A 17453-nucleotide genomic window follows, 5' to 3' on the forward strand; every position below is an offset into this window, starting at 1 on the left:
TTAGACTTAACACCTAAAATTTTCGTTTTTGCATCTAAGGAGTAATTGGATGAAGCTGATCAGATCGGTGCATCAGGTGGCGGCCGCGTTGGCTTGTGTGGGATTGATGTCGGGCGCTGCAGTTCATGCGCAATCTGTATCGGTATCGTCGATTGTGGAACATCCGGCCTTGGACGCCATTAAGGATGGGGTACACAAAGCACTGACTGATGCCGGTTACAACGAAGCCTCGGGCTTCAAATGGCAGTTTCAGACCGCGCAGGGCAACCCTGCCATTGCTGCTCAAATTGCTCGCAAGTTCGTGGGCGACAAGGCTGACGTGATTGTGGCGATTTCCACGCCTTCGGCTCAGGCTGTCGTATCAGCAACCAAGACCATTCCTGTGGTGTACTCGGCGGTGACCGATCCCGTGGTGGCGCATCTGGTCCCCAGCATGGAGCCGTCCGGCACCAACGTGACGGGTGTGTCCGACGCTCTGGCATTGGAAGCCCAGGTGGATCTGATCAAGAAAATCGTTCCCGATGCCAAGCGTGTGGGTATGGTGTACAACCCCGGTGAAGCCAACTCGGCCGTGGTCGTCAAGGAAATGAAAGAGCTGTTGCCCAAGCATGGCATGACGCTGGTAGAAGCCACGGCTCCTCGTACCGTGGACGTGGGTGCGGCTGCCCGTAGTCTGGTGGGCAAGGTCGATGTGATCTACACCAATACTGATAACAACGTGGTGTCGGCATACGAATCCTTGGTCAAAGTCGGTAACGATGCCAAAGTACCCCTGATTGCCTCTGACACCGACAGTGTGGCCCGTGGCGCGATCGCGGCGTTGGGCGTGAACTACTACAACCTGGGCTTGCAAACCGGTCAACAGGTCATCCGTATTCTGAAGGGCGAAAAACCCGGCGATATGGCTTCCGAGACCAGCAGCAATCTGGAACTGTATGTCAATCCGGGCGCTGCCAAGCGCCAAGGCGTTTCGCTTAACGAGGACTTCGTGAAGTCCGCTACAAAAATCGTCGAATAAGCCTGAGCTGACTGCTTCTTGCAGGTGGGTTGCCACAAGCTGCCCGCCTGTTTCTTTTGTATCCTAGACGTCCAACAATATGTCTATTTATTCAATGTGGGGGGCCCTGGAGATTGGTCTGATTTTCGGACTGGTTGCTCTGGGTGTTCTGATTTCTTTTCGCATCTTGCGATTTCCTGACCTGACGGTCGATGGTAGTTTTCCTTTGGGTGGGGCGGTTGCCGCCATCCTGATCAGTCAGGGCAATGATCCTTTTCTGGCGACCGTGGTGGCAACGTTTGCCGGCGCCATTGCCGGAACCATTACCGGCTGGTTGAATGTCCGCCTGAAAATCATGGATCTGCTGGCCAGTATCCTGATGATGATCGCCTTGTATTCCATTAACCTGCGCATCATGGGTCGTCCCAATGTTCCTTTGATCATGGAACCGACGGTCTTTACGATCCTGCAGCCCGAAGCCATCGCTGACTATATTGCCCGTCCTTTGCTGCTGATTGGTTTGGTGATCATCGCCAAGCTGGCGCTGGACTGGTTCTTCGGTACACAAACGGGTCTGGCCATGCGTGCCACTGGTGCCAATGCCCGTATGGCTCGTGCGCAAGGCGTGGCAACCGGCAATATGCTTTTGCTGGGGATGGCGATTTCCAATGCGCTGGTCGCTTTGGCCGGTGCCTTGTTTGCTCAGTCGCAGGGTGGGGCGGATATTTCCATGGGTATTGGGACTATCGTGATTGGTCTGGCCGCCGTGATTGTGGGTGAAAGCATTTTGCCTGCCCGTAAACTGTTCTACGCCACCTTGGCCGTGGTGCTGGGCGCGATTCTGTACCGCTTCTTTATTGCTTTGGCCCTGAATGCCGATGTGATCGGCTTGAAAGCGCAGGACTTGAATCTGGTCACCGCCTTGTTGGTAACCGTGGCGCTGGTGATTCCATTGCTCAAGAAAAAGCGTGCTCGTAAACAGAAGGGGGCTCAGTAATGTTAGAAGCAAAAAACCTGTGCCTGACCTTTAACCCAGGCACGCCTATTGAAACCCGCGCCTTGCGCGGCTTGTCCCTGACCATTCCTGAAGGGCAGTTTGTGACCGTGATCGGCTCGAACGGCGCAGGCAAGTCTACTTTTCTGAATGCGATCTCGGGCGACCAGTCTGTCGATGATGGTCAAATCATGATCGACAACGTGGACGTGACTCGTCGCCCGGTCTGGGAACGTGCCAACTGGGTTGCCCGTGTGTTTCAGGATCCGATGGCTGGTACCTGTGAGGACCTGACCATTGAAGAAAATATGGCACTGGCGACGTGTCGTGGCAGTCGCCGCGGGTTGAGCCGTGCTGTGCGTCACTCCATGCGTGCTGAGTTTGCAGAGCGCCTGGAAACCTTGGGCCTGGGTCTGGAAAACCGTCTGACAGACCGTATCGGTTTGCTGTCTGGTGGTCAACGTCAGGCGGTCAGCTTGTTGATGGCCGCGTTGCGTCCTTCCAAGATATTGTTGCTGGATGAACATACTGCCGCCTTGGATCCACGTACAGCAGACTTCGTGTTGCAACTGACCAACCGTATTGTGCGCGAAGGTGGCCTGACCACCATGATGGTCACGCACAGTATGCGTCAGGCTCTGGATGTGGGCGACCGCACGGTGATGTTGCATCAAGGCAAGGTGGTGCTGGATGTCAGTGGTGAGCAGCGCCAAGGCCTGGATGTGCGTGATTTGCTGGAGATGTTTGAGAAGGTGCGGGGTGAAACACTAGCCGATGATAGTTTATTGCTAGGCTAGAAAGCACTATTCCGAATCTGGAAAACCGCGTCAACTCTAGGGGGTAAACGCGGTTTTTTTATATTAAAAAATCCCTAGGCATATGATAATACGTGTTCTTTTGGCGTAGGCGGACGACGGGGCAAGTGTAAGGGGGGAGCTGGCTAATCGTAGTCGCCAAACGATTGCAAGATCGGAATGCGTCTCATCGCAAATTTTCCTGTTTGATTTGGGCTTTTTCGACATATACTTGCTGCTTGTCCAAACCATACAATCCAGTCAGTTTAAGCGTTAAACTCCCATGCAACGCTTAGCTCAGGAGTTCTTCATGTCATTTCAAAGCTTGTTGGGTCGGCAGACTTTCCGTATTGCTGCCTTCTCTTCCTTGGTTCTTCTGGCCGCTTGCGGCAACAAAGAGCCTCAAGCTCCGGCCGGCGGGATGAAGGTCCCGGTCAGTGTGATTACCGTCCAACCGACCTCTACCGAGTTGTTCTCCGAGCTGCCTGGACGAGTCGAAGCCATCAAAGATGCACAAATCCGCGCCCGTGTGTCGGGAATCGTGGAAGAAATCAACTTTGAACAGGGCGCTGATGTCAAACAAGATCAGCTCTTGTTTACCATTGATCCTGCTCCTTACCGAGCTGTTCGCAATCAGGCCGCCGCCCAGTTGAAAAATGCGCAGGCGGAAGCGCAAAGTGCCAAGCAATTGGCCCAGCGCTATGAGCGTTTGATCAAGGAAAATGCGGTTTCGCGTCAGGATTACGATAATGCCAAGGCCCGTGCGATGCAGGCGGATGCGGCGATTGCTGCTGCGCAAGCCACGTTAGAGAGCGCCAATATTGATTTGGGCTACACCAAGATTGTGTCGCCGGTGTCAGGTCGTATTGGCAAATCCTTCGTAACCGAAGGTGCGCTGGTCTCGGCCGCCAACGCCACGCACATGGCAACCGTACAGCAACTGGATCGTGTCTATATTGATGTGACCCGTTCGACGGCAGAGCTGACTCAACTGCGTCGCGCCATGGCCGATGGCACCTTGAAGTCAGCGGGCGAGGCCCAGGCCAAAGCCAAGGCTGTGCTGGAAGATGGCTCTTTGTACGATCAGGACGGTGTGCTGCTGTTTAGCGGTGTCAGCGTGGATCCTTCTACTTCGCAAGTGACCTTGCGTGCCGTGTTCCCGAACCCTGACGAGATCCTCTTGCCCGGTATGTACGTGCGCGTTCGTCTGGAACAAGGCGTGATTCCCGATGCCTTGTTGGTGCCCGCCCAGGCGGTTCAGTACACCTCGGATGGGGCCTCTAATATTTACGTGGTTCGTGAAGAGAAAGCCCAGTCCGTACCGGTTGTATTGGGACCTGAAAGCGATGGTCAGTATGTCGTGGAGAATGGCCTGCAAGCTGGCGACCAGATCATTGTCGAAGGCTTCCAGAAGATTCGTCCCGGTGCACCTGTCCAGACGATGCCTTGGAAGCAGGGCAACAAATCCGCCGCTGCGCCTGCTCCTGATGCGGCCCCCGCACAGGAACCGGCCGCTGCGGCTGAGCCAAACGAAGCCAAGTCTAGCGAGTAAGCGACATGCCTCAGTTTTTTATTGAAAGGCCCATTTTTGCATGGGTCGTTGCCTTGGCGATCACGCTATTTGGCTTATTGGCTTTGCCCAATATGCCCGTAGCGCAGTATCCCGATGTGGCACCCCCTTCGGTCACCATCCGGGCGACCTACCCAGGTGCAACGGCGGAAGACGTTGCCAGCACGGTAGCCAGTGTGATCGAAGATCAACTGAACGGTGCCAAGGGGCTGCTGTATTACGAGTCCGTCAGTGATTCCTACGGTTCAACCGAAATCACCGCTACGTTCCGTCCTGGTACCAATCCTGACATGGCTCAGGTGGACGTCCAGAACCGGGTCAGCAACATTACCGCGTCCTTGCCGACAGCGGTGATGGAGCAGGGCCTGCACGTTGAGCAGTCCAGTACAGGCTTTCTGCAAGTGGTGACCTTGTCCTCCACGGATGGCAGCCTGGACCAGACGGCTCTGGCCGATTACATCGAACGCAATATTAAGAACACGATTTCCCGTGTCCCTGGTGTGGCTCGCTTCCAGTTGTTTGCGTCCGGTCGTGCCATGCGTGTGTGGCTGGATCCTGCCAAGCTGGTCGGTTACCAGATGAGCCCGGCAGACGTGACCAACGCCATTCGTCAGCAAAACATGCTGGTGTCTGCCGGTATTCTGGGTGGCCCACCGAATCAGGACAGTCAACGCGTGGCTGCGCCGATTACGGTTAACGGTCAGTTGGCAACCGTGGAAGAGTTTGAAAACATCATTCTGCGCTCGCAGGCCGATGGTTCGACCGTGCGTATCAAGGACGTGGCTCGAGTGGAAGTGGGGGCGGACAACTACCAGTTTGGTGCCCGTCTGAACAGCAAGCCGACAGCGGCCTTTGCAATCTCCTTATTGCCTGAAGCGAACGCGCTGGATACCGCGGCGGCGATTAAAGTCGAAATGGAGAAGTTGGCCGAGTTCTTCCCAGAAAACATTCGCTACGACATTCCTTACGACACCTCACCTTACGTGGACAAATCCATCACCCAGGTGGTTTACACCTTGCTGGAAGCCATGGTGCTGGTGTTCATCGTGATGTACGTGTTCCTGCAAAACGTGCGCTATACCCTGATCCCTGCACTGGTGGTGCCGGTGGCGATTCTCGGGGCCTTCGCGGTGATGCAGGTGCTGGGCATGTCCGTGAACGTGCTGACCATGTTCGCGATGGTGCTGGCCATTGGTATTTTGGTGGACGACGCGATCGTGGTGGTGGAGAACGTCGAACGTATCATGGTGGAAGACGGGCTCTCGCCTAAAGAGGCCACCAAGAAAGCCATGCCGCAAATTAGTGGCGCGATTGTGGGTATTACGCTGGTGCTGTCGGCCGTGTTCTTGCCGCTGGCATTCATGGCCGGTTCGGTGGGGGTGATTTACCGTCAGTTCTCGGTGGCCATGGCCGTGTCGATTGCCTTCTCGGGCTTTCTGGCACTGACCTTTACGCCTGCTCTGTGCGCGACCTTGTTGAAACCGATCCCCAAGGGGCATCACGAAACCAAGCGTGGCTTCTTTGGCTGGTTCAACCGTGTCTTTACGCGTACCACCAACGGCTACGAAAGCTTTATTGGCAAGACCCTGCGTCGTGGCGGTCGGATGATGTTCATCTATTTGATCATGGTGCTGGTGCTGGGCTTTTTGTACATGCGCATGCCAACCGCGTTCTTGCCCGAGGAAGATCAGGGTTACGTGATTGCCAATATCGAGCTGCCTGCCGGTTCGACTGCCAACCGTACGATTGAAACCATTACCAAGGTCGAGGATTACTTCAAAGAGCAGCCTCAGGTCGAAAACATCATCGCCGTTCAAGGTTTCAGCTTTAATGGTAGTGGTTTGAACTCGGCGATTGCCTTTGTGCCCTTGAAGGACTTCAACGAACGTAAAGGCGAGGAAAACTCGGCTCAAGCCATCTCCGGCAAAGCCATGGGGCAGTTGTTGTTCGGTTTGCCTGACTCCATGGTGATCGCGATTGTGCCACCCGCTATTTCTGCTCTGGGTAACTCCTCGGGTATCGATATGCGTCTGGAAGACCGTGGTGGCATGGGTCACGATGCCTTGATGGCTGCGGCCGATCAGTTGTTGGGTCTGGCCAAGCAAAGCCCTGTGTTTGATCCACAGAGCGTGCGTATCACAGGCTTGGGGCCTGGCAAGCAGATTCGTCTGGAAATTGACCGTGACAAGGCTGCTGCCTTGGGAGTGAACTTTAGCGAAGCGTCTGCCTTGATCAGTGGCGCTTTGGGTTCGTCCTTCGTGGGTAAATTTACCAACCAGGGCCGTGTGCAAAGTGTCTGGGTGCAAGCTGATGCGCCGTACCGCATGACCATTGAGGACGTGCTCAAGCTGAACGCTCGCAATAAGGAAGGCAAGATGGTTCCGCTGTCTGCCTTTGTGAACCAGACGACCGAACAAGGTCCGGTACAGATCGTGCGTTACAACAGCTACGAGTCTGTTCGTATCAGTGGCGGTCCCGCTCCAGGCTACACCTCGGGTGAAGCCATGATCGAGATGGAAAACCTGATGAAGCAATTGCCCAGCGGCTTTGGTGTGGACTGGACTGGCCTGTCCTACCAGGAGCGTCAGGCGGCGGGTCAGTCGGGTATCCTGATGGGCTTGGCTGTTTTGGTGGTGTTCATGCTGCTGGCTGCCTTGTATGAAAGCTGGGCGATCCCGCTGTCCGTGATGCTGGCCGTGCCACTGGGTATGCTCGGTTCGGTCTTGCTGGTGTCCGGTCTGGGTATGCCTAACGACGTGTACTTCCAGGTGGGTATCGTGACGGTGATCGGTCTGTCGGCCAAGAACGCAATTCTGATTGTGGAGTTTGCCAAGGATGCTTACGCCCGTGGCGCCACCTTGATCGATGCCACTTTGGAAGCCGCCCGTCTGCGTTTCCGTCCTATCTTGATGACCTCCTTCGCCTTTGTGCTGGGTGTGGTGCCTCTGGCTACCTCTACCGGTGCGGGTGCGGCCAGTCAGAACGCCGTGGGTCTGGGCGTGCTGGGCGGTATGTTGGCCGCTACGCCTTTGGCGGTCTTGATGGTGCCGACTTTCTTTGTCGTGATCCTCAAGCTCTTTAAAACCAAACCCCGTTTGTTTGGCGAAGCCGCCAAATTGCACGAGGAAGAACTGGCCAAGCAAGCTGCACAACCGGCCGGTTCGCAAGGAGGACAGCACTGATGTCTAGTATGTTTTTACGTAGTCCCTTGGTGCTGGCCGTGGCGTTTGCCTTGTCGGCTTGCTCCTTGGCACCGAAGTACGAGCGTCCTGATTCCCCTGTGCCTGCACAATTTCCTCTGGCCCAGCAGGGCCAGGCGGATGTGGCACAGGTCGCTGATCTGGGGTGGCGCGAATTCTTTACCGATGCGCGCCTGCATGCCCTGATCGAACAGGCTCTGGAAAACAACCGTGACTTGCGTATTGCCACCCAGCGTATTGAGGAAGCGCGTGCGCAGTATGGTGTGGCACGCAGTGATCAGTTGCCCAGCATTGGTGTACAGGCGGCCCAGCAGGCCACTCATACACCGGCTGAGTTGCGTCCTGCTGGCCCAAGCTCGGCGCCCGTGTCTCGTACGTATCAGGCCGGCGTCGGTATTACTGCTTTCGAGCTGGACTTCTTTGGCCGGGTGCGTGATTTGGCCCGTGCTGCTCGTGAACAGTACTTTGCCACCGAGCAGGCTCAGCGCACCGCCCATATTGCTTTGGTGGCGGGCACTGCTGAAGCCTACTTTAAGGTACGTGCAGCAGAAGAATTGCATGCTCTGATGAGCAACACCCTGCGTAGCCGTCAAGAGACATTGCGCCTGGTGCAATCCTCTTATGATGCCGGTACCGTGTCTGCGCTGGACCTGAATCAGGCCAAGGTGCAATACAACACCGTGCGTTCTGATATGCAGGCTGTTGAACGTGATCGCCAGCGGGCGCTCAATGCCTTGCAGGTCTTGTTGGGACGTGAAATTCCCCAGGATCTGCCTGCTGGCTTGCCGTTTACCCGTGCGCAGCTGATGCCTAGCTTGCCGGTAGGCCTGTCCGCAGAATTGCTGGAACGTCGTCCCGACATTCTGGCCGCCGAGCACGTTTTGCGTGGCTCCAACTACAGCATCGGTGCGGCACGCGCTGCTTTCTTCCCGCGTCTGAGCTTGACCGGCCTGTTGGGCTTCATGAGTCCCGAGCTGGGTGGCTTGTTCAGCTCGGGTAACCGTTACTGGCAGTTCCAGCCGCAAGTCACCATGCCGCTGTTGTCGGGCAGCACTTGGGCCAATCTGGATTTGGCCGAGGCTCGTCGTGATATTGCGATCAGCCAGTACGAAAAAACCATTCAGGTAGCTTTCCGTGAAGTGGCTGATGCTCTGGCGGGCGAAGCCACTTATGGTCAGCAGATCGATGCCTTGCAAGAGGTCGATCAGGCGGCCAGCGAAAGCTTGCGTTTGGCCAAGCTGCGTTACGAAGTGGGTATAGACAGCTTCCTGCAGGTACAAACGGCGGAAGTCAGCCTGTACGGTACGCGTCAGGCTTATATCCAAACTGGCTTGGCATCCTTGATGAACCGGGTCGAGTTGTACAAGGCCTTGGGGGGCGGCTGGACAGCCGAAACCATCCAGCCTGAAACAAAGACTCAGGCCGCTGGGACAGCACCGGAATAAACAGGCGATAATACGTCTAGTCATTCATCCCTGAAACTACGGAGGTCCTTGGGGAATGTTAGAACTGGGCGTCAATATCGATCATGTGGCGACGCTGCGCCAGCAGCGTCTGACCACATACCCTGATCCAATTCAGGCCGCTTTGCGAGCAGAGGAAGCCGGAGCGGACCTGATCACCTTACATCTACGTGAAGACCGGCGTCATATTCAGGATGCCGATGTCGAGGCGCTGCGCCCCGTACTGCGTACCCGGATGAATCTGGAATGCGCCATCACCACCGAAATGCTGGACATTGCGTGCCGTATCAAACCGGACGATGTCTGCCTGGTTCCCGAACACCGTGCCGAACTGACAACCGAAGGTGGTTTGGATGTGGTCGGTCATCTGGACCAGGTCAGGGCCGCAGTGCAGCAATTGCAAGCTGCCGGTATTCGTGTTTCGCTGTTCATTGATGCCGACCCGGCGCAAATTCGCGCTGCCAGTGACGTCGGCGCTACCGTGATTGAACTGCACACTGGCGCTTATGCGGATGCTCAAACACCCGAACAGGCAGCCAGCGAACTGGAACGTATCCGTGCCGGTATTGCTCAAGGTGTGTCCCAAGGTCTGCGTGTGAACGCGGGTCACGGTCTGCATTACGGTAATGTACAAGCGATTGCCGCCTTGCCCGGACTGACGGAGCTCAATATTGGTCATGCCATTGTTGCCCAGGCTGTCTTTGACGGCTGGGAAAAAGCCGTGCGTGACATGAAAGCCCTGCTGGTGCAAGCGCTCGCCCCTGCTCAAGCCTGATTGAGCCCTGCCATCAGGGCAGGGCACGCTTAACTGATTCTGGAAGCACTATGAGTACTATTGATTCTTTATTGTCCCGTCGCTCCATCAAGCTGGTGCAAGGCCCCGGCCCGAACGAGCAAGAGCTGGACCTGATTTTGCGCGCTGCCATGGTCGCTCCTGACCATGGCCGTTTGCAGCCATGGCGCTTTTGCCTGATTCGCGGTGAAAACGTGCAGGCTTTGGGTGAGCTGGCTATTGCCGCCAACGAACGCGCCGGTAATCCCTTGACCGAACAGAAAGCCGCCAGCGTGCGCGCTTGGCTGGCCAAGGTGCCTATGCTGATCGCCGTGGCCAGCCACATTGATCACGGTGAAGAAAAAATCCCTGAACTGGAACGTGTATTGGCTACCGGTGCGGCTGTCAGTAATATGCTGCATGCTGCGCATCAATTGGGTTTTGGTGCTTTCTGGAGTACTGGTCTGGGCACTTACGGTGAAGAGGTCCCTGAAGCCTTGGGCTTTGATTCCCTGGATTACCAGTTCCTGGGCTTTGTGTCTGTGGGTACACCGATTCATAAACTAGGCCCTGCGCAGCGCCCTGAACCTCAACAGTTCCTGACTGAGTGGCAGCCCGCCTAAGTTTGAGTGCTAGCTTGCGCGAGTCAAGCTCGTGATCTTGATAATAAGGCCTGAGTTCGATGGTGAACTCAGGCCTTTTTGGTGTTCATCCTACTGTCAGGCACGGCTGATGTGATCGTGATGGGTCGTTAAGAGAGCGACCTCTAGGTTCTGTGTTTCACCCGTATCGTCATTTGTTGTGCCTAAATCGCTCAAGGCGTTGGGGTGGCTTAAAACTTGCCCCTATTGGCGTTACGGCGAGCGGGCTCATGTGAATCTACATTGGCCAAAGTGTCTGTATGACAGCATGCCCCCTCCAAGCCATCCAAAATCGGGCAATCCGGCTGGTGGTCGCCCTGGCATTGCTCAGCCAGCACGCGCAGCTTGGCCGCCATGTCCAGCAGCAGAGCCGCGCGGCTTTCCAGATCCTTGATATGTGCCTGGGCCAGTTGCTTGACCTCGCTGCTGGGACGTTGCTGGTCGCGCCACAGGCTGGTCAACTGCTGAATGTCCGCCAGATTGAAGCCCAAATCCTTGGCACGAACAATAAAGTGCAAGGTATCCAGGTCTTGATCCTGGTAGACGCGGTAGCCATTGGGGGCACGGTCACTATGCAAGAGTCCCAGATCTTCATAGTGCCGAATCATCTTGGGTGTCAGGCCGGTTACGCGGGCCGCTTCACTAATCAGCATGGGCTTTCCTTGGGGCAGTGCAAGGGGACTGCGTTATGATTGAAAGAGTCAATTCTGCACATTGTAGAGTGGGCCGTCAGGTAGGTCATCAGGCCCCTGATTGCCTGAGTATGGACTCAAGGAGTGGTGATGAAAGAAATTCAGTGTGATGTTGCCGTCATTGGAGCAGGGACAGCAGGTATGACAGCGTATCGTACGGCCAAACGAGCCGGCAAACGAACGTTGATGATCGAATCAGGCCCTTATGGCACCATGTGCGCACGCGTTGGCTGCATGCCATCCAAGCTGCTGATTGCAGCGGCCGATGCCGCCCATCATGCCCGCCATACCGCTCCCTTTGGTGTTCACGTGGATGGCAATATCCGCATTGAAGGCAAAGAGGTTATGGACCGCGTGCGCCGCGAACGGGATCGCTTTGTGCAGTTTGTGGTGGACGATGTGGAAGGTTTTGATTCCCAGGATAAAGTGCGTGGCCATGCCCGCTTTGTGTCCGAGCATGTGCTGGAAGTGGACGACCATACCCGTATCACTGCAGGACACGTGATTATTGCTACCGGTTCCACGCCGGTGCGCCCCAAGGAGCTGGAGCCGTTGGGGGCTTTGTTAATCAGTAACGAAGAGATTTTCGACTGGACGGATGTACCAGAAAGTGTGCTGGTCGTGGGCACCGGTGTCATTGGTCTGGAGCTGGGCCAGGCGCTGGCGCGCTTGGGCGTGAAGGTGTCCATCATCAACCGTAGTCAGAGTCTGGCCGGGCTTTCCGATCCCGAAGTGCGTGAAGCGGGAAGGGCAATCTTCAGTCAGGAACTGGATATTCGCGCGGATGTGGCTGTACTGGGCAGCGAAGTCGTCAATGGCAAGGCACGCGTGCGTTTGCAGGTGGACGGCAAGGAACGGGTCGAGGATTACGATTACGTGCTGGGAGCAGCAGGCCGCAGACCGCAGTTGGATAATTTAGGCCTGGACAATACCCCTGCTCAATGGGATAGCAAAGGGCGGGTGGTCTTTGACCTGGACAGCTTGCAATTGAAAGGCACCTCTATCTATCTGGCGGGCGATGTGAACCAGCGCGCACCTATCTTGCACGAGGCGGCAGATGATGGTCGTCTGGCCGCCTTGCAGGCCGCCAGCAATGGCCAGGACGAGCCTATGGCGCGTCGTGCCCGCATGGCGGTGGTGTTCAGTGATCCGCAGGTGGCCGTGGTTGGCACACCCTTTAAGTCGCTGCCAGAAGGTGCAGTGACGGGTAGTGTGAATTTTGGCAATCAGGGCCGTGCCCGCGTGATGTTGGTCAACCGTGGCTTGCTGCATGTGTATGCAGACAAGGAGGGCAAGTTCCTTGGGGCCGAGATGGTCGGGCCTCAAGCCGAACATATCGCTCATTTGCTGGCCTGGTCCTTGCAGATGGGGCTGACACTGGATCAGATGCTGGCGATGCCGTTCTATCATCCTGTATTGGAAGAGGGTCTGCGTACGGCCTTGCGTCAGGCTCAATCTGCCGTGCGAGGCAAGTAAGCTCATCTGAATGGGGTTGATTTCCTTCTCGGGTTTTTGCCCCGGGAATCTTGATCCTGTATTTGAACTGCCCGCCAAAGCTTGGATGCTGATCCGACCTTGGGCGGGCAGTTTGATTTTCAGGGCATTTTTATTATTTAGCGGCGTTTTGCAGATGTTGCGCGGTGGTCGCCTCGGTTACCGGGTCATGTTCCAGTGCGCCTAGCAAGGAATGCAGCAGGCCGGGAAAGCGTGCCTCCAGATCGTCCTTACGTAGAGACAACAGGTTTTCCCGTCCAGAGGGTCGTTGCCAGATCACGCCGCTATCGCGCAATACACGCCAGTGATGGGTCATGGTGGATTTGGTTTGGCCTTGCAGCAGCGAGCCACACGCGCGTTCGCCTTCCGAGGCCAAGGCGCGTACAACGGCCAGGCGCAAAGGATTGCCCAGGGCCGTGAGCACATTTTCCAAGCGAATCTGTGCGCGCTCGGGATGATTGGGAAGCATGTAAAGTCCTGTCTTGATTCGTCGCAGTGATTGTACCTGTGTCCACGTACCGTCTCCTGCCTATTAGTCGCCCTTGCTACTGCTTATGCTGTGATTTCTGAACGCTGCAGTAGCGAAAGCAGCGTTTTTATGGAGATGGATTCGGCAATTAATTGATTGCCATGATTATGAGGATGCAGGTGATCGCCCACATCCAGAGCCGCTCGCAGGCGTTGCGGGTCTTGCGGATCGCGTAGCAACGTGTCCAGATCGATAAGGGCATCAAATTCCTGGCTGCTACGCATCCAGGTATTCAGCGCTTGTCGGATGGCTTCTTTCTCTGGGGTGAAGAAGGCATCGAAGGGTGAGCCGCCAAAGGCTCCCTTGAAGGGCGTTAAGGTCAGTCCTACTAGTGGGATGTGCTTGGCATGGGCTTGAGCAATCAGGTCTTGATAGGCCGTAATCAGAACTGCTGCGCTAGGGGGGGGCTGTGTCCGGTTCCAGCGGCGTGCCCGGCCAACCCAGATCGTTTAGGCCGACCTGGAGGATGCCCAGTCGGATGCCAGGGACGTTTAAGACATCACGTTCAAAACGGATCTTGGCGCTTATGCCTATGCCATTTTGTCGCAGCCGGGAGCCAGATTGCCCTGCATTGACGACTGCGACGCCATGCGGCACCAAGTGTTTTGCCAGATGATCTGTCCAGCGTTGATCACTATCGATGGATACGCCATTGCCATCAACCAAAGAGTCCCCAATGACGGCCACCACGCTGCGGTTTGTGCTGGTTTCGACCCAGGCGGCGCCGAGTACAGGCAGGGCGGTGATCTCGGTGCCTGTGCAAGAATCAACGTGCTCGACCAAGGTCTGGTTGCCGGGCAGGAGGGTGACAGTACGCCTCGTATCCCAATGAAAGCTGGACACGGGACAACGCTGGGGCAGATAGAAGCGTACAAATAGGCTGGCCAAATCGGGGATATCCAGCTCGAGCGGATCACTGAGCAACGTTTTACCCGCAGCAATAACGGCCTGTGGTTGAGCGGAAAACAGTAGTGTCTGGTGCTTCTGTGTGTTCGAGCCAAGTGCCACACTGACCGGGCCCAGAATCAGTGGCTGTGTGCCGTATTCGTTGGAAAAAAGCAGTCTTAAACGCTTCCCACCCAAGCTGACGCGCAACCTCAAGGCCACCGTTTGTTGGCCGCTTAGCGCTGCCATATTGTTTGGGAAAGGTAGTTCTTCGCCCCAGAGCGGTTGGGTGCTGGCGGTCCAGGTGGCAATCCAGTGGGATGACTTTGAGTGTTCTTGAGATAAGTGGTGCACAGAAAATTCCTTGTTAATAGTACGATTGTAGGCGTACTATTAGATGATTATCAACCACTGAAATAAACAGGAGCCCAACTGCCTTGTTGCGCAAGGTATAAGGACTTCAAGGGAATTATCATGGCCCGCCATACCCCCATTACTCGCTATCGGAACATCGGTATATCGGCACATATTGATGCCGGCAAGACCACGACAACCGAGCGCATTCTTTTCTACACCGGCGTCAGTCACAAGCTGGGGGAAGTGCATGACGGGGCGGCCACCATGGACTGGATGAGTCAGGAGCAGGAGCGTGGCATCACCATTACCTCGGCGGCCACGACCTGCTTTTGGCAAGGCATGGATGGCTCGCTGCCCGAGCACCGTATCAATATCATCGACACCCCCGGCCACGTGGATTTCACCATCGAGGTGGAACGTTCCATGCGCGTGCTGGACGGCGCGGTCATGGTGTATGACGCTGTCGGCGGGGTACAGCCGCAATCTGAAACGGTTTGGCGTCAGGCCAACAAGTACAAGGTTCCGCGCCTGGCTTTCGTCAACAAGATGGACCGTGTGGGGGCGGATTTCTTTCGCGTACGTCGGATGATGGTGGATCGACTCAAGGCCAATCCTGTGCCTGTGGTGATCCCTATGGGGGCTGAAGATGGCTTCAAAGGCGTGATCGACTTGCGCTTGATGAAAGCGATTGTGTGGGACGAGGCCTCTCAGGGCATGAAATTCAGTTTTGAGGACATCCCTGATGATCTGCAGGCCCCGGCCAAACAGTGGCGCGAGCGCATGCTGGAAGCGGCGGCAGAGGCCAATGAAGAGCTGATGAATCAGTACCTGGAAACGGGTGACTTAAGCGTGGCCCAGATTACGTTGGGCCTGCGCTTGCGCACCATTGCCGGAGAGATTCAGCCCATGCTGTGTGGTTCGGCCTTCAAGAACAAGGGGGTACAACGCATGCTGGATGCGGTGGTGGAGCTGCTGCCTTCCCCTGTGGATGTGCCCGCTGTGCAGGGTTTGGACGAGGCCGGTGAAATCGTCACTCGCCAATCTGACGACAATGAGAAGTTCTCAGCATTGGCATTCAAGCTGATGACGGACCCGTATGTCGGCCAGCTAACCTTTGTGCGAGTGTATTCCGGTGTGCTGGCCAAGGGGGATAGCGTCTATATTCCGGGCCGTGGCAAGAAAGAGCGTATTGGCCGGATTGTGCAGATGCATGCCAATGACAGACATGAGGTCGATGAACTGCATGCGGGTGATATTGCCGCCTGTGTTGGCCTGAAAGAGGTCAGCACAGGGGAAACCTTGTGTGATCCTTTGGCCATCATCACGCTGGAGCGCATGGAGTTTCCCGAGCCGGTGATTCGTCAGGCCGTGGAGCCCAAGACCAAGTCCGATCAGGAAAAGATGGGGATTGCGCTCTCGCGTCTGGCTTCTGAAGATCCGTCTTTCCGTGTCAGCACGGACGAGGAATCGGGCCAGACGATTATTGGCGGTATGGGCGAGCTGCATCTGGAGATTATTGTGGATCGCATGAAGCGCGAGTTCGGTGTGGAAGCGAATGTGGGCAAACCGCAAGTGGCCTACCGCGAAACCATCAGCAAGACCGTGCGTGATGTCGAAGGCAAGTTTGTGCGTCAGTCCGGCGGTAAAGGACAGTACGGCCATGTGGTCTTCACCCTGGAGCCGCAAGAGGCGGGCAAGGGCTTTGAGTTCGTCGATGCCATCAAGGGCGGGGTGGTTCCGCGTGAGTACATTCCGGCAGTGGAAAAAGGTGTGCTGGAGGCCTTGAACAGTGGTGTGCTGGCGGGCTATCCCGTGGTGGATGTGAAAGTCACCTTGACCTTCGGTTCCTACCACGACGTGGACTCGTCCGAGCAAGCCTTCAAGATGGCGGCGATCTTCGGTTTCAAGGAAGCGGCCAAACAGGCTTCACCCGTGATCCTGGAGCCTATGATGGCGGTGGAAGTGGAAACGCCTGAAGACTATGCCGGCAATGTGATGGGTGATCTGTCCAGCCGTCGGGGCATGGTTCAGGGTATGGATGATATGGTGGGGGCGGGCAAGCTGATCAAGGCGGAAGTGCCTTTGTCCGAGATGTTTGGTTATGCCACCACGCTGCGTTCCATGTCCCAGGGCCGTGCAACGTACAGCATGGAGTTCAAACGCTACGCGGAAGTGCCCAGGTCCATGGTGCAGGATCTGGTGGCAGAACGTCAGAGCACACGACAGGGAGGCTGATGACAAAGGGGGCGGGTTTTCCTGTGTCTAACCAGGCACGGGAACCCCCGCCCCTGATGCTTTGCCTGTTGTTGTTGTTGTTGTTGTTGTTGTTGTTGTTGTTGTTGTTGTTGTTGTTGTTGTTGTTGTTGTTGTTGTTGTTGTTGTTGTTGTTGTTGTTGTCGCTGCTGGCCAGTCTGATGTGCGGTTTGATTCAGGGCCAAGCCTGCTTAGTTCAGCAGACTGCGTACCCCGTCCGCCAGAACCTGCACCGATTCGGTGTCGGGTGCCAGATACCGCGCCCTGCCTTGCTGATCGAAAATATACACACCACGGCTGTGCGAGACTTCGTAGTTCTCGGGCGCGTTGGGATCGGGTTTTTCAATCTGGAATGCGACCCGGTAACGACGGGCCAGATCGGCAATCTGCTTTTCAGAGCCTGTCAGCCCTGTCGTGTGCTTGCCGTCAAAGGCGGCTATATAACGGGCCAGGGAGTCGGGCGTATCGCGGTGGGGATCCACACTGACAAAGATGATGCGTACCTGTTCGGCATCGTTACCCAGTTCTTCCATGACCAGCCCAAGCTGGGCCAAGGTGGTGGGGCAGATATCCGGGCAACTGGCATAGCCAAAAAACATCATGACGACTTTATCTTTGAAGTCATCCTGGGTTAGTGTTTTGGAACCAGCGGCTTGCAGGGAAAAGCGCAGATCGGGTAGGAAGCCGCGTACGGGATGCAGATTGGCAGCGGCAGCGCTGCCTAGCAGGAACAGGCCCAGCGCCAGTGTCAGGCCAAACTGTTTAAACAAGACAAGAATGGACTTTACTGGGCTGGGTGTCATGGACGTCCT

The 17453-nt window shown here is 56.1% G+C and carries 15 protein-coding genes; 10 read left to right on the top strand and 5 right to left on the bottom strand.

Annotated features, from left to right (window positions below):
• Positions 1 to 49: 49 nt before the first annotated feature.
• The 8 genes from LNA76_RS03850 (at position 50) to LNA76_RS03885 (ending at position 10413) form a co-directional block, all read left to right on the top strand.
• A complete protein-coding gene (locus LNA76_RS03850) occupies positions 50 to 1018 on the top strand; it encodes an ABC transporter substrate-binding protein (RefSeq protein WP_094196862.1) in 969 nt (322 codons plus the stop codon).
• A 79-nt stretch (positions 1019 to 1097) separates the two neighbouring features.
• Positions 1098 to 1994, top strand: a complete 897-nt coding sequence (locus LNA76_RS03855; RefSeq protein WP_094196861.1) for an ABC transporter permease — start codon at positions 1098 to 1100, stop codon at positions 1992 to 1994.
• On the top strand, positions 1994 to 2788 hold the full coding sequence (locus tag LNA76_RS03860) for an ABC transporter ATP-binding protein (protein ID WP_108727547.1): 795 nt from the start codon (positions 1994 to 1996) through the stop codon (positions 2786 to 2788). Before LNA76_RS03855 ends, LNA76_RS03860 begins: the two co-directional genes overlap by 1 nt.
• Before the next feature lie 307 nt (positions 2789 to 3095).
• Positions 3096 to 4337: an efflux RND transporter periplasmic adaptor subunit gene (locus LNA76_RS03865; RefSeq protein ID WP_094196859.1), complete on the top strand. Its 1242-nt coding sequence runs from the start codon at positions 3096 to 3098 to the stop codon at positions 4335 to 4337.
• A gap of 5 nt (positions 4338 to 4342) precedes the next feature.
• Positions 4343 to 7537, top strand: coding sequence for an efflux RND transporter permease subunit (locus LNA76_RS03870; RefSeq protein WP_108727546.1), 3195 nt, complete (start codon positions 4343 to 4345; stop codon positions 7535 to 7537).
• Positions 7537 to 9000, top strand: a complete 1464-nt coding sequence (locus LNA76_RS03875) for an efflux transporter outer membrane subunit (protein WP_108727545.1) — start codon at positions 7537 to 7539, stop codon at positions 8998 to 9000. Before LNA76_RS03870 ends, LNA76_RS03875 begins: the two co-directional genes overlap by 1 nt.
• A 55-nt stretch (positions 9001 to 9055) precedes the next feature.
• Positions 9056 to 9793, top strand: a complete 738-nt coding sequence (gene pdxJ / locus LNA76_RS03880) for a pyridoxine 5'-phosphate synthase (RefSeq protein ID WP_094196856.1) — start codon at positions 9056 to 9058, stop codon at positions 9791 to 9793.
• Between the two features lie 50 nt (positions 9794 to 9843).
• The gene (locus LNA76_RS03885; RefSeq protein ID WP_108727544.1) at positions 9844 to 10413 is read left to right on the top strand and encodes a nitroreductase family protein; all 570 of its coding nucleotides are present in this window, start codon (positions 9844 to 9846) and stop codon (positions 10411 to 10413) included.
• A gap of 209 nt (positions 10414 to 10622) precedes the next feature.
• Here the strand turns inward: LNA76_RS03885 and LNA76_RS03890 are convergent, their stop codons facing one another.
• Positions 10623 to 11084, bottom strand: a complete 462-nt coding sequence (locus tag LNA76_RS03890) for a MerR family transcriptional regulator (RefSeq protein WP_230017982.1) — start codon at positions 11082 to 11084, stop codon at positions 10623 to 10625.
• Between the two features lie 129 nt (positions 11085 to 11213).
• On the opposite strand from LNA76_RS03890, the gene LNA76_RS03895 reads away from it, so the two are divergent.
• On the top strand, positions 11214 to 12599 hold the full coding sequence (locus tag LNA76_RS03895; protein WP_230017984.1) for a dihydrolipoyl dehydrogenase: 1386 nt from the start codon (positions 11214 to 11216) through the stop codon (positions 12597 to 12599).
• 133 nt (positions 12600 to 12732) lie between these two features.
• Here LNA76_RS03895 and LNA76_RS03900 read toward each other — a convergent pair whose 3' ends face one another.
• From LNA76_RS03900 to LNA76_RS03910, 3 genes are all read right to left on the bottom strand, one after another.
• Positions 12733 to 13086: an ArsR/SmtB family transcription factor gene (locus LNA76_RS03900; protein ID WP_094196841.1), complete on the bottom strand. Its 354-nt coding sequence runs from the start codon at positions 13084 to 13086 to the stop codon at positions 12733 to 12735.
• An 83-nt stretch (positions 13087 to 13169) separates the two neighbouring features.
• Positions 13170 to 13592 (bottom strand): SGNH/GDSL hydrolase family protein, encoded by a 423-nt coding sequence (locus LNA76_RS17980; protein WP_326833653.1) that lies wholly within the window; start codon positions 13590 to 13592, stop codon positions 13170 to 13172.
• Positions 13543 to 14385 carry an SGNH/GDSL hydrolase family protein gene (locus LNA76_RS03910; RefSeq protein WP_230017989.1) on the bottom strand — a complete coding sequence of 281 codons (843 nt, stop codon included), beginning with the start codon at positions 14383 to 14385 and terminating at the stop codon, positions 13543 to 13545. The genes LNA76_RS17980 and LNA76_RS03910 overlap by 50 nt, the downstream gene beginning before the upstream one ends.
• A gap of 120 nt (positions 14386 to 14505) precedes the next feature.
• Between LNA76_RS03910 and fusA the strand changes: the two genes are divergently transcribed.
• Positions 14506 to 16623 (top strand): elongation factor G, encoded by a 2118-nt coding sequence (fusA, locus tag LNA76_RS03915; RefSeq protein WP_230017990.1) that lies wholly within the window; start codon positions 14506 to 14508, stop codon positions 16621 to 16623.
• Between the two features lie 209 nt (positions 16624 to 16832).
• Here fusA and LNA76_RS03920 read toward each other — a convergent pair whose 3' ends face one another.
• Positions 16833 to 17444 carry an SCO family protein gene (locus LNA76_RS03920; RefSeq protein WP_230017992.1) on the bottom strand — a complete coding sequence of 204 codons (612 nt, stop codon included), beginning with the start codon at positions 17442 to 17444 and terminating at the stop codon, positions 16833 to 16835.
• Positions 17445 to 17453: the final 9 nt, after the last annotated feature.

This window comes from Alcaligenes sp. MMA (genome assembly GCF_020907215.1).
Lineage (GTDB): Bacteria > Pseudomonadota > Gammaproteobacteria > Burkholderiales > Burkholderiaceae_B > Alcaligenes > Alcaligenes aquatilis.

What these genes read in the sequence shown, in the direction of transcription:
- LNA76_RS03850 (WP_094196862.1), top strand. Translation starts at nt 50, where the DNA reads ATGAAGCTGATCAGATCGGTGCATCAGGTGGCGGCCGCGTTGGCTTGT.
- LNA76_RS03855 (WP_094196861.1), top strand. Translation starts at nt 1,098, where the DNA reads ATGTCTATTTATTCAATGTGGGGGGCCCTGGAGATTGGTCTGATTTTC.
- LNA76_RS03860 (WP_108727547.1), top strand. Translation starts at nt 1,994, where the DNA reads ATGTTAGAAGCAAAAAACCTGTGCCTGACCTTTAACCCAGGCACGCCT.
- LNA76_RS03865 (WP_094196859.1), top strand. Translation starts at nt 3,096, where the DNA reads ATGTCATTTCAAAGCTTGTTGGGTCGGCAGACTTTCCGTATTGCTGCC.
- LNA76_RS03870 (WP_108727546.1), top strand. Translation starts at nt 4,343, where the DNA reads ATGCCTCAGTTTTTTATTGAAAGGCCCATTTTTGCATGGGTCGTTGCC.
- LNA76_RS03875 (WP_108727545.1), top strand. Translation starts at nt 7,537, where the DNA reads ATGTCTAGTATGTTTTTACGTAGTCCCTTGGTGCTGGCCGTGGCGTTT.
- pdxJ (WP_094196856.1), top strand. Translation starts at nt 9,056, where the DNA reads ATGTTAGAACTGGGCGTCAATATCGATCATGTGGCGACGCTGCGCCAG.
- LNA76_RS03885 (WP_108727544.1), top strand. Translation starts at nt 9,844, where the DNA reads ATGAGTACTATTGATTCTTTATTGTCCCGTCGCTCCATCAAGCTGGTG.
- LNA76_RS03890 (WP_230017982.1), bottom strand. Translation starts at nt 11,084, where the DNA reads ATGCTGATTAGTGAAGCGGCCCGCGTAACCGGCCTGACACCCAAGATG.
- LNA76_RS03895 (WP_230017984.1), top strand. Translation starts at nt 11,214, where the DNA reads ATGAAAGAAATTCAGTGTGATGTTGCCGTCATTGGAGCAGGGACAGCA.
- LNA76_RS03900 (WP_094196841.1), bottom strand. Translation starts at nt 13,086, where the DNA reads ATGCTTCCCAATCATCCCGAGCGCGCACAGATTCGCTTGGAAAATGTG.
- fusA (WP_230017990.1), top strand. Translation starts at nt 14,506, where the DNA reads ATGGCCCGCCATACCCCCATTACTCGCTATCGGAACATCGGTATATCG.
- LNA76_RS03920 (WP_230017992.1), bottom strand. Translation starts at nt 17,444, where the DNA reads ATGACACCCAGCCCAGTAAAGTCCATTCTTGTCTTGTTTAAACAGTTT.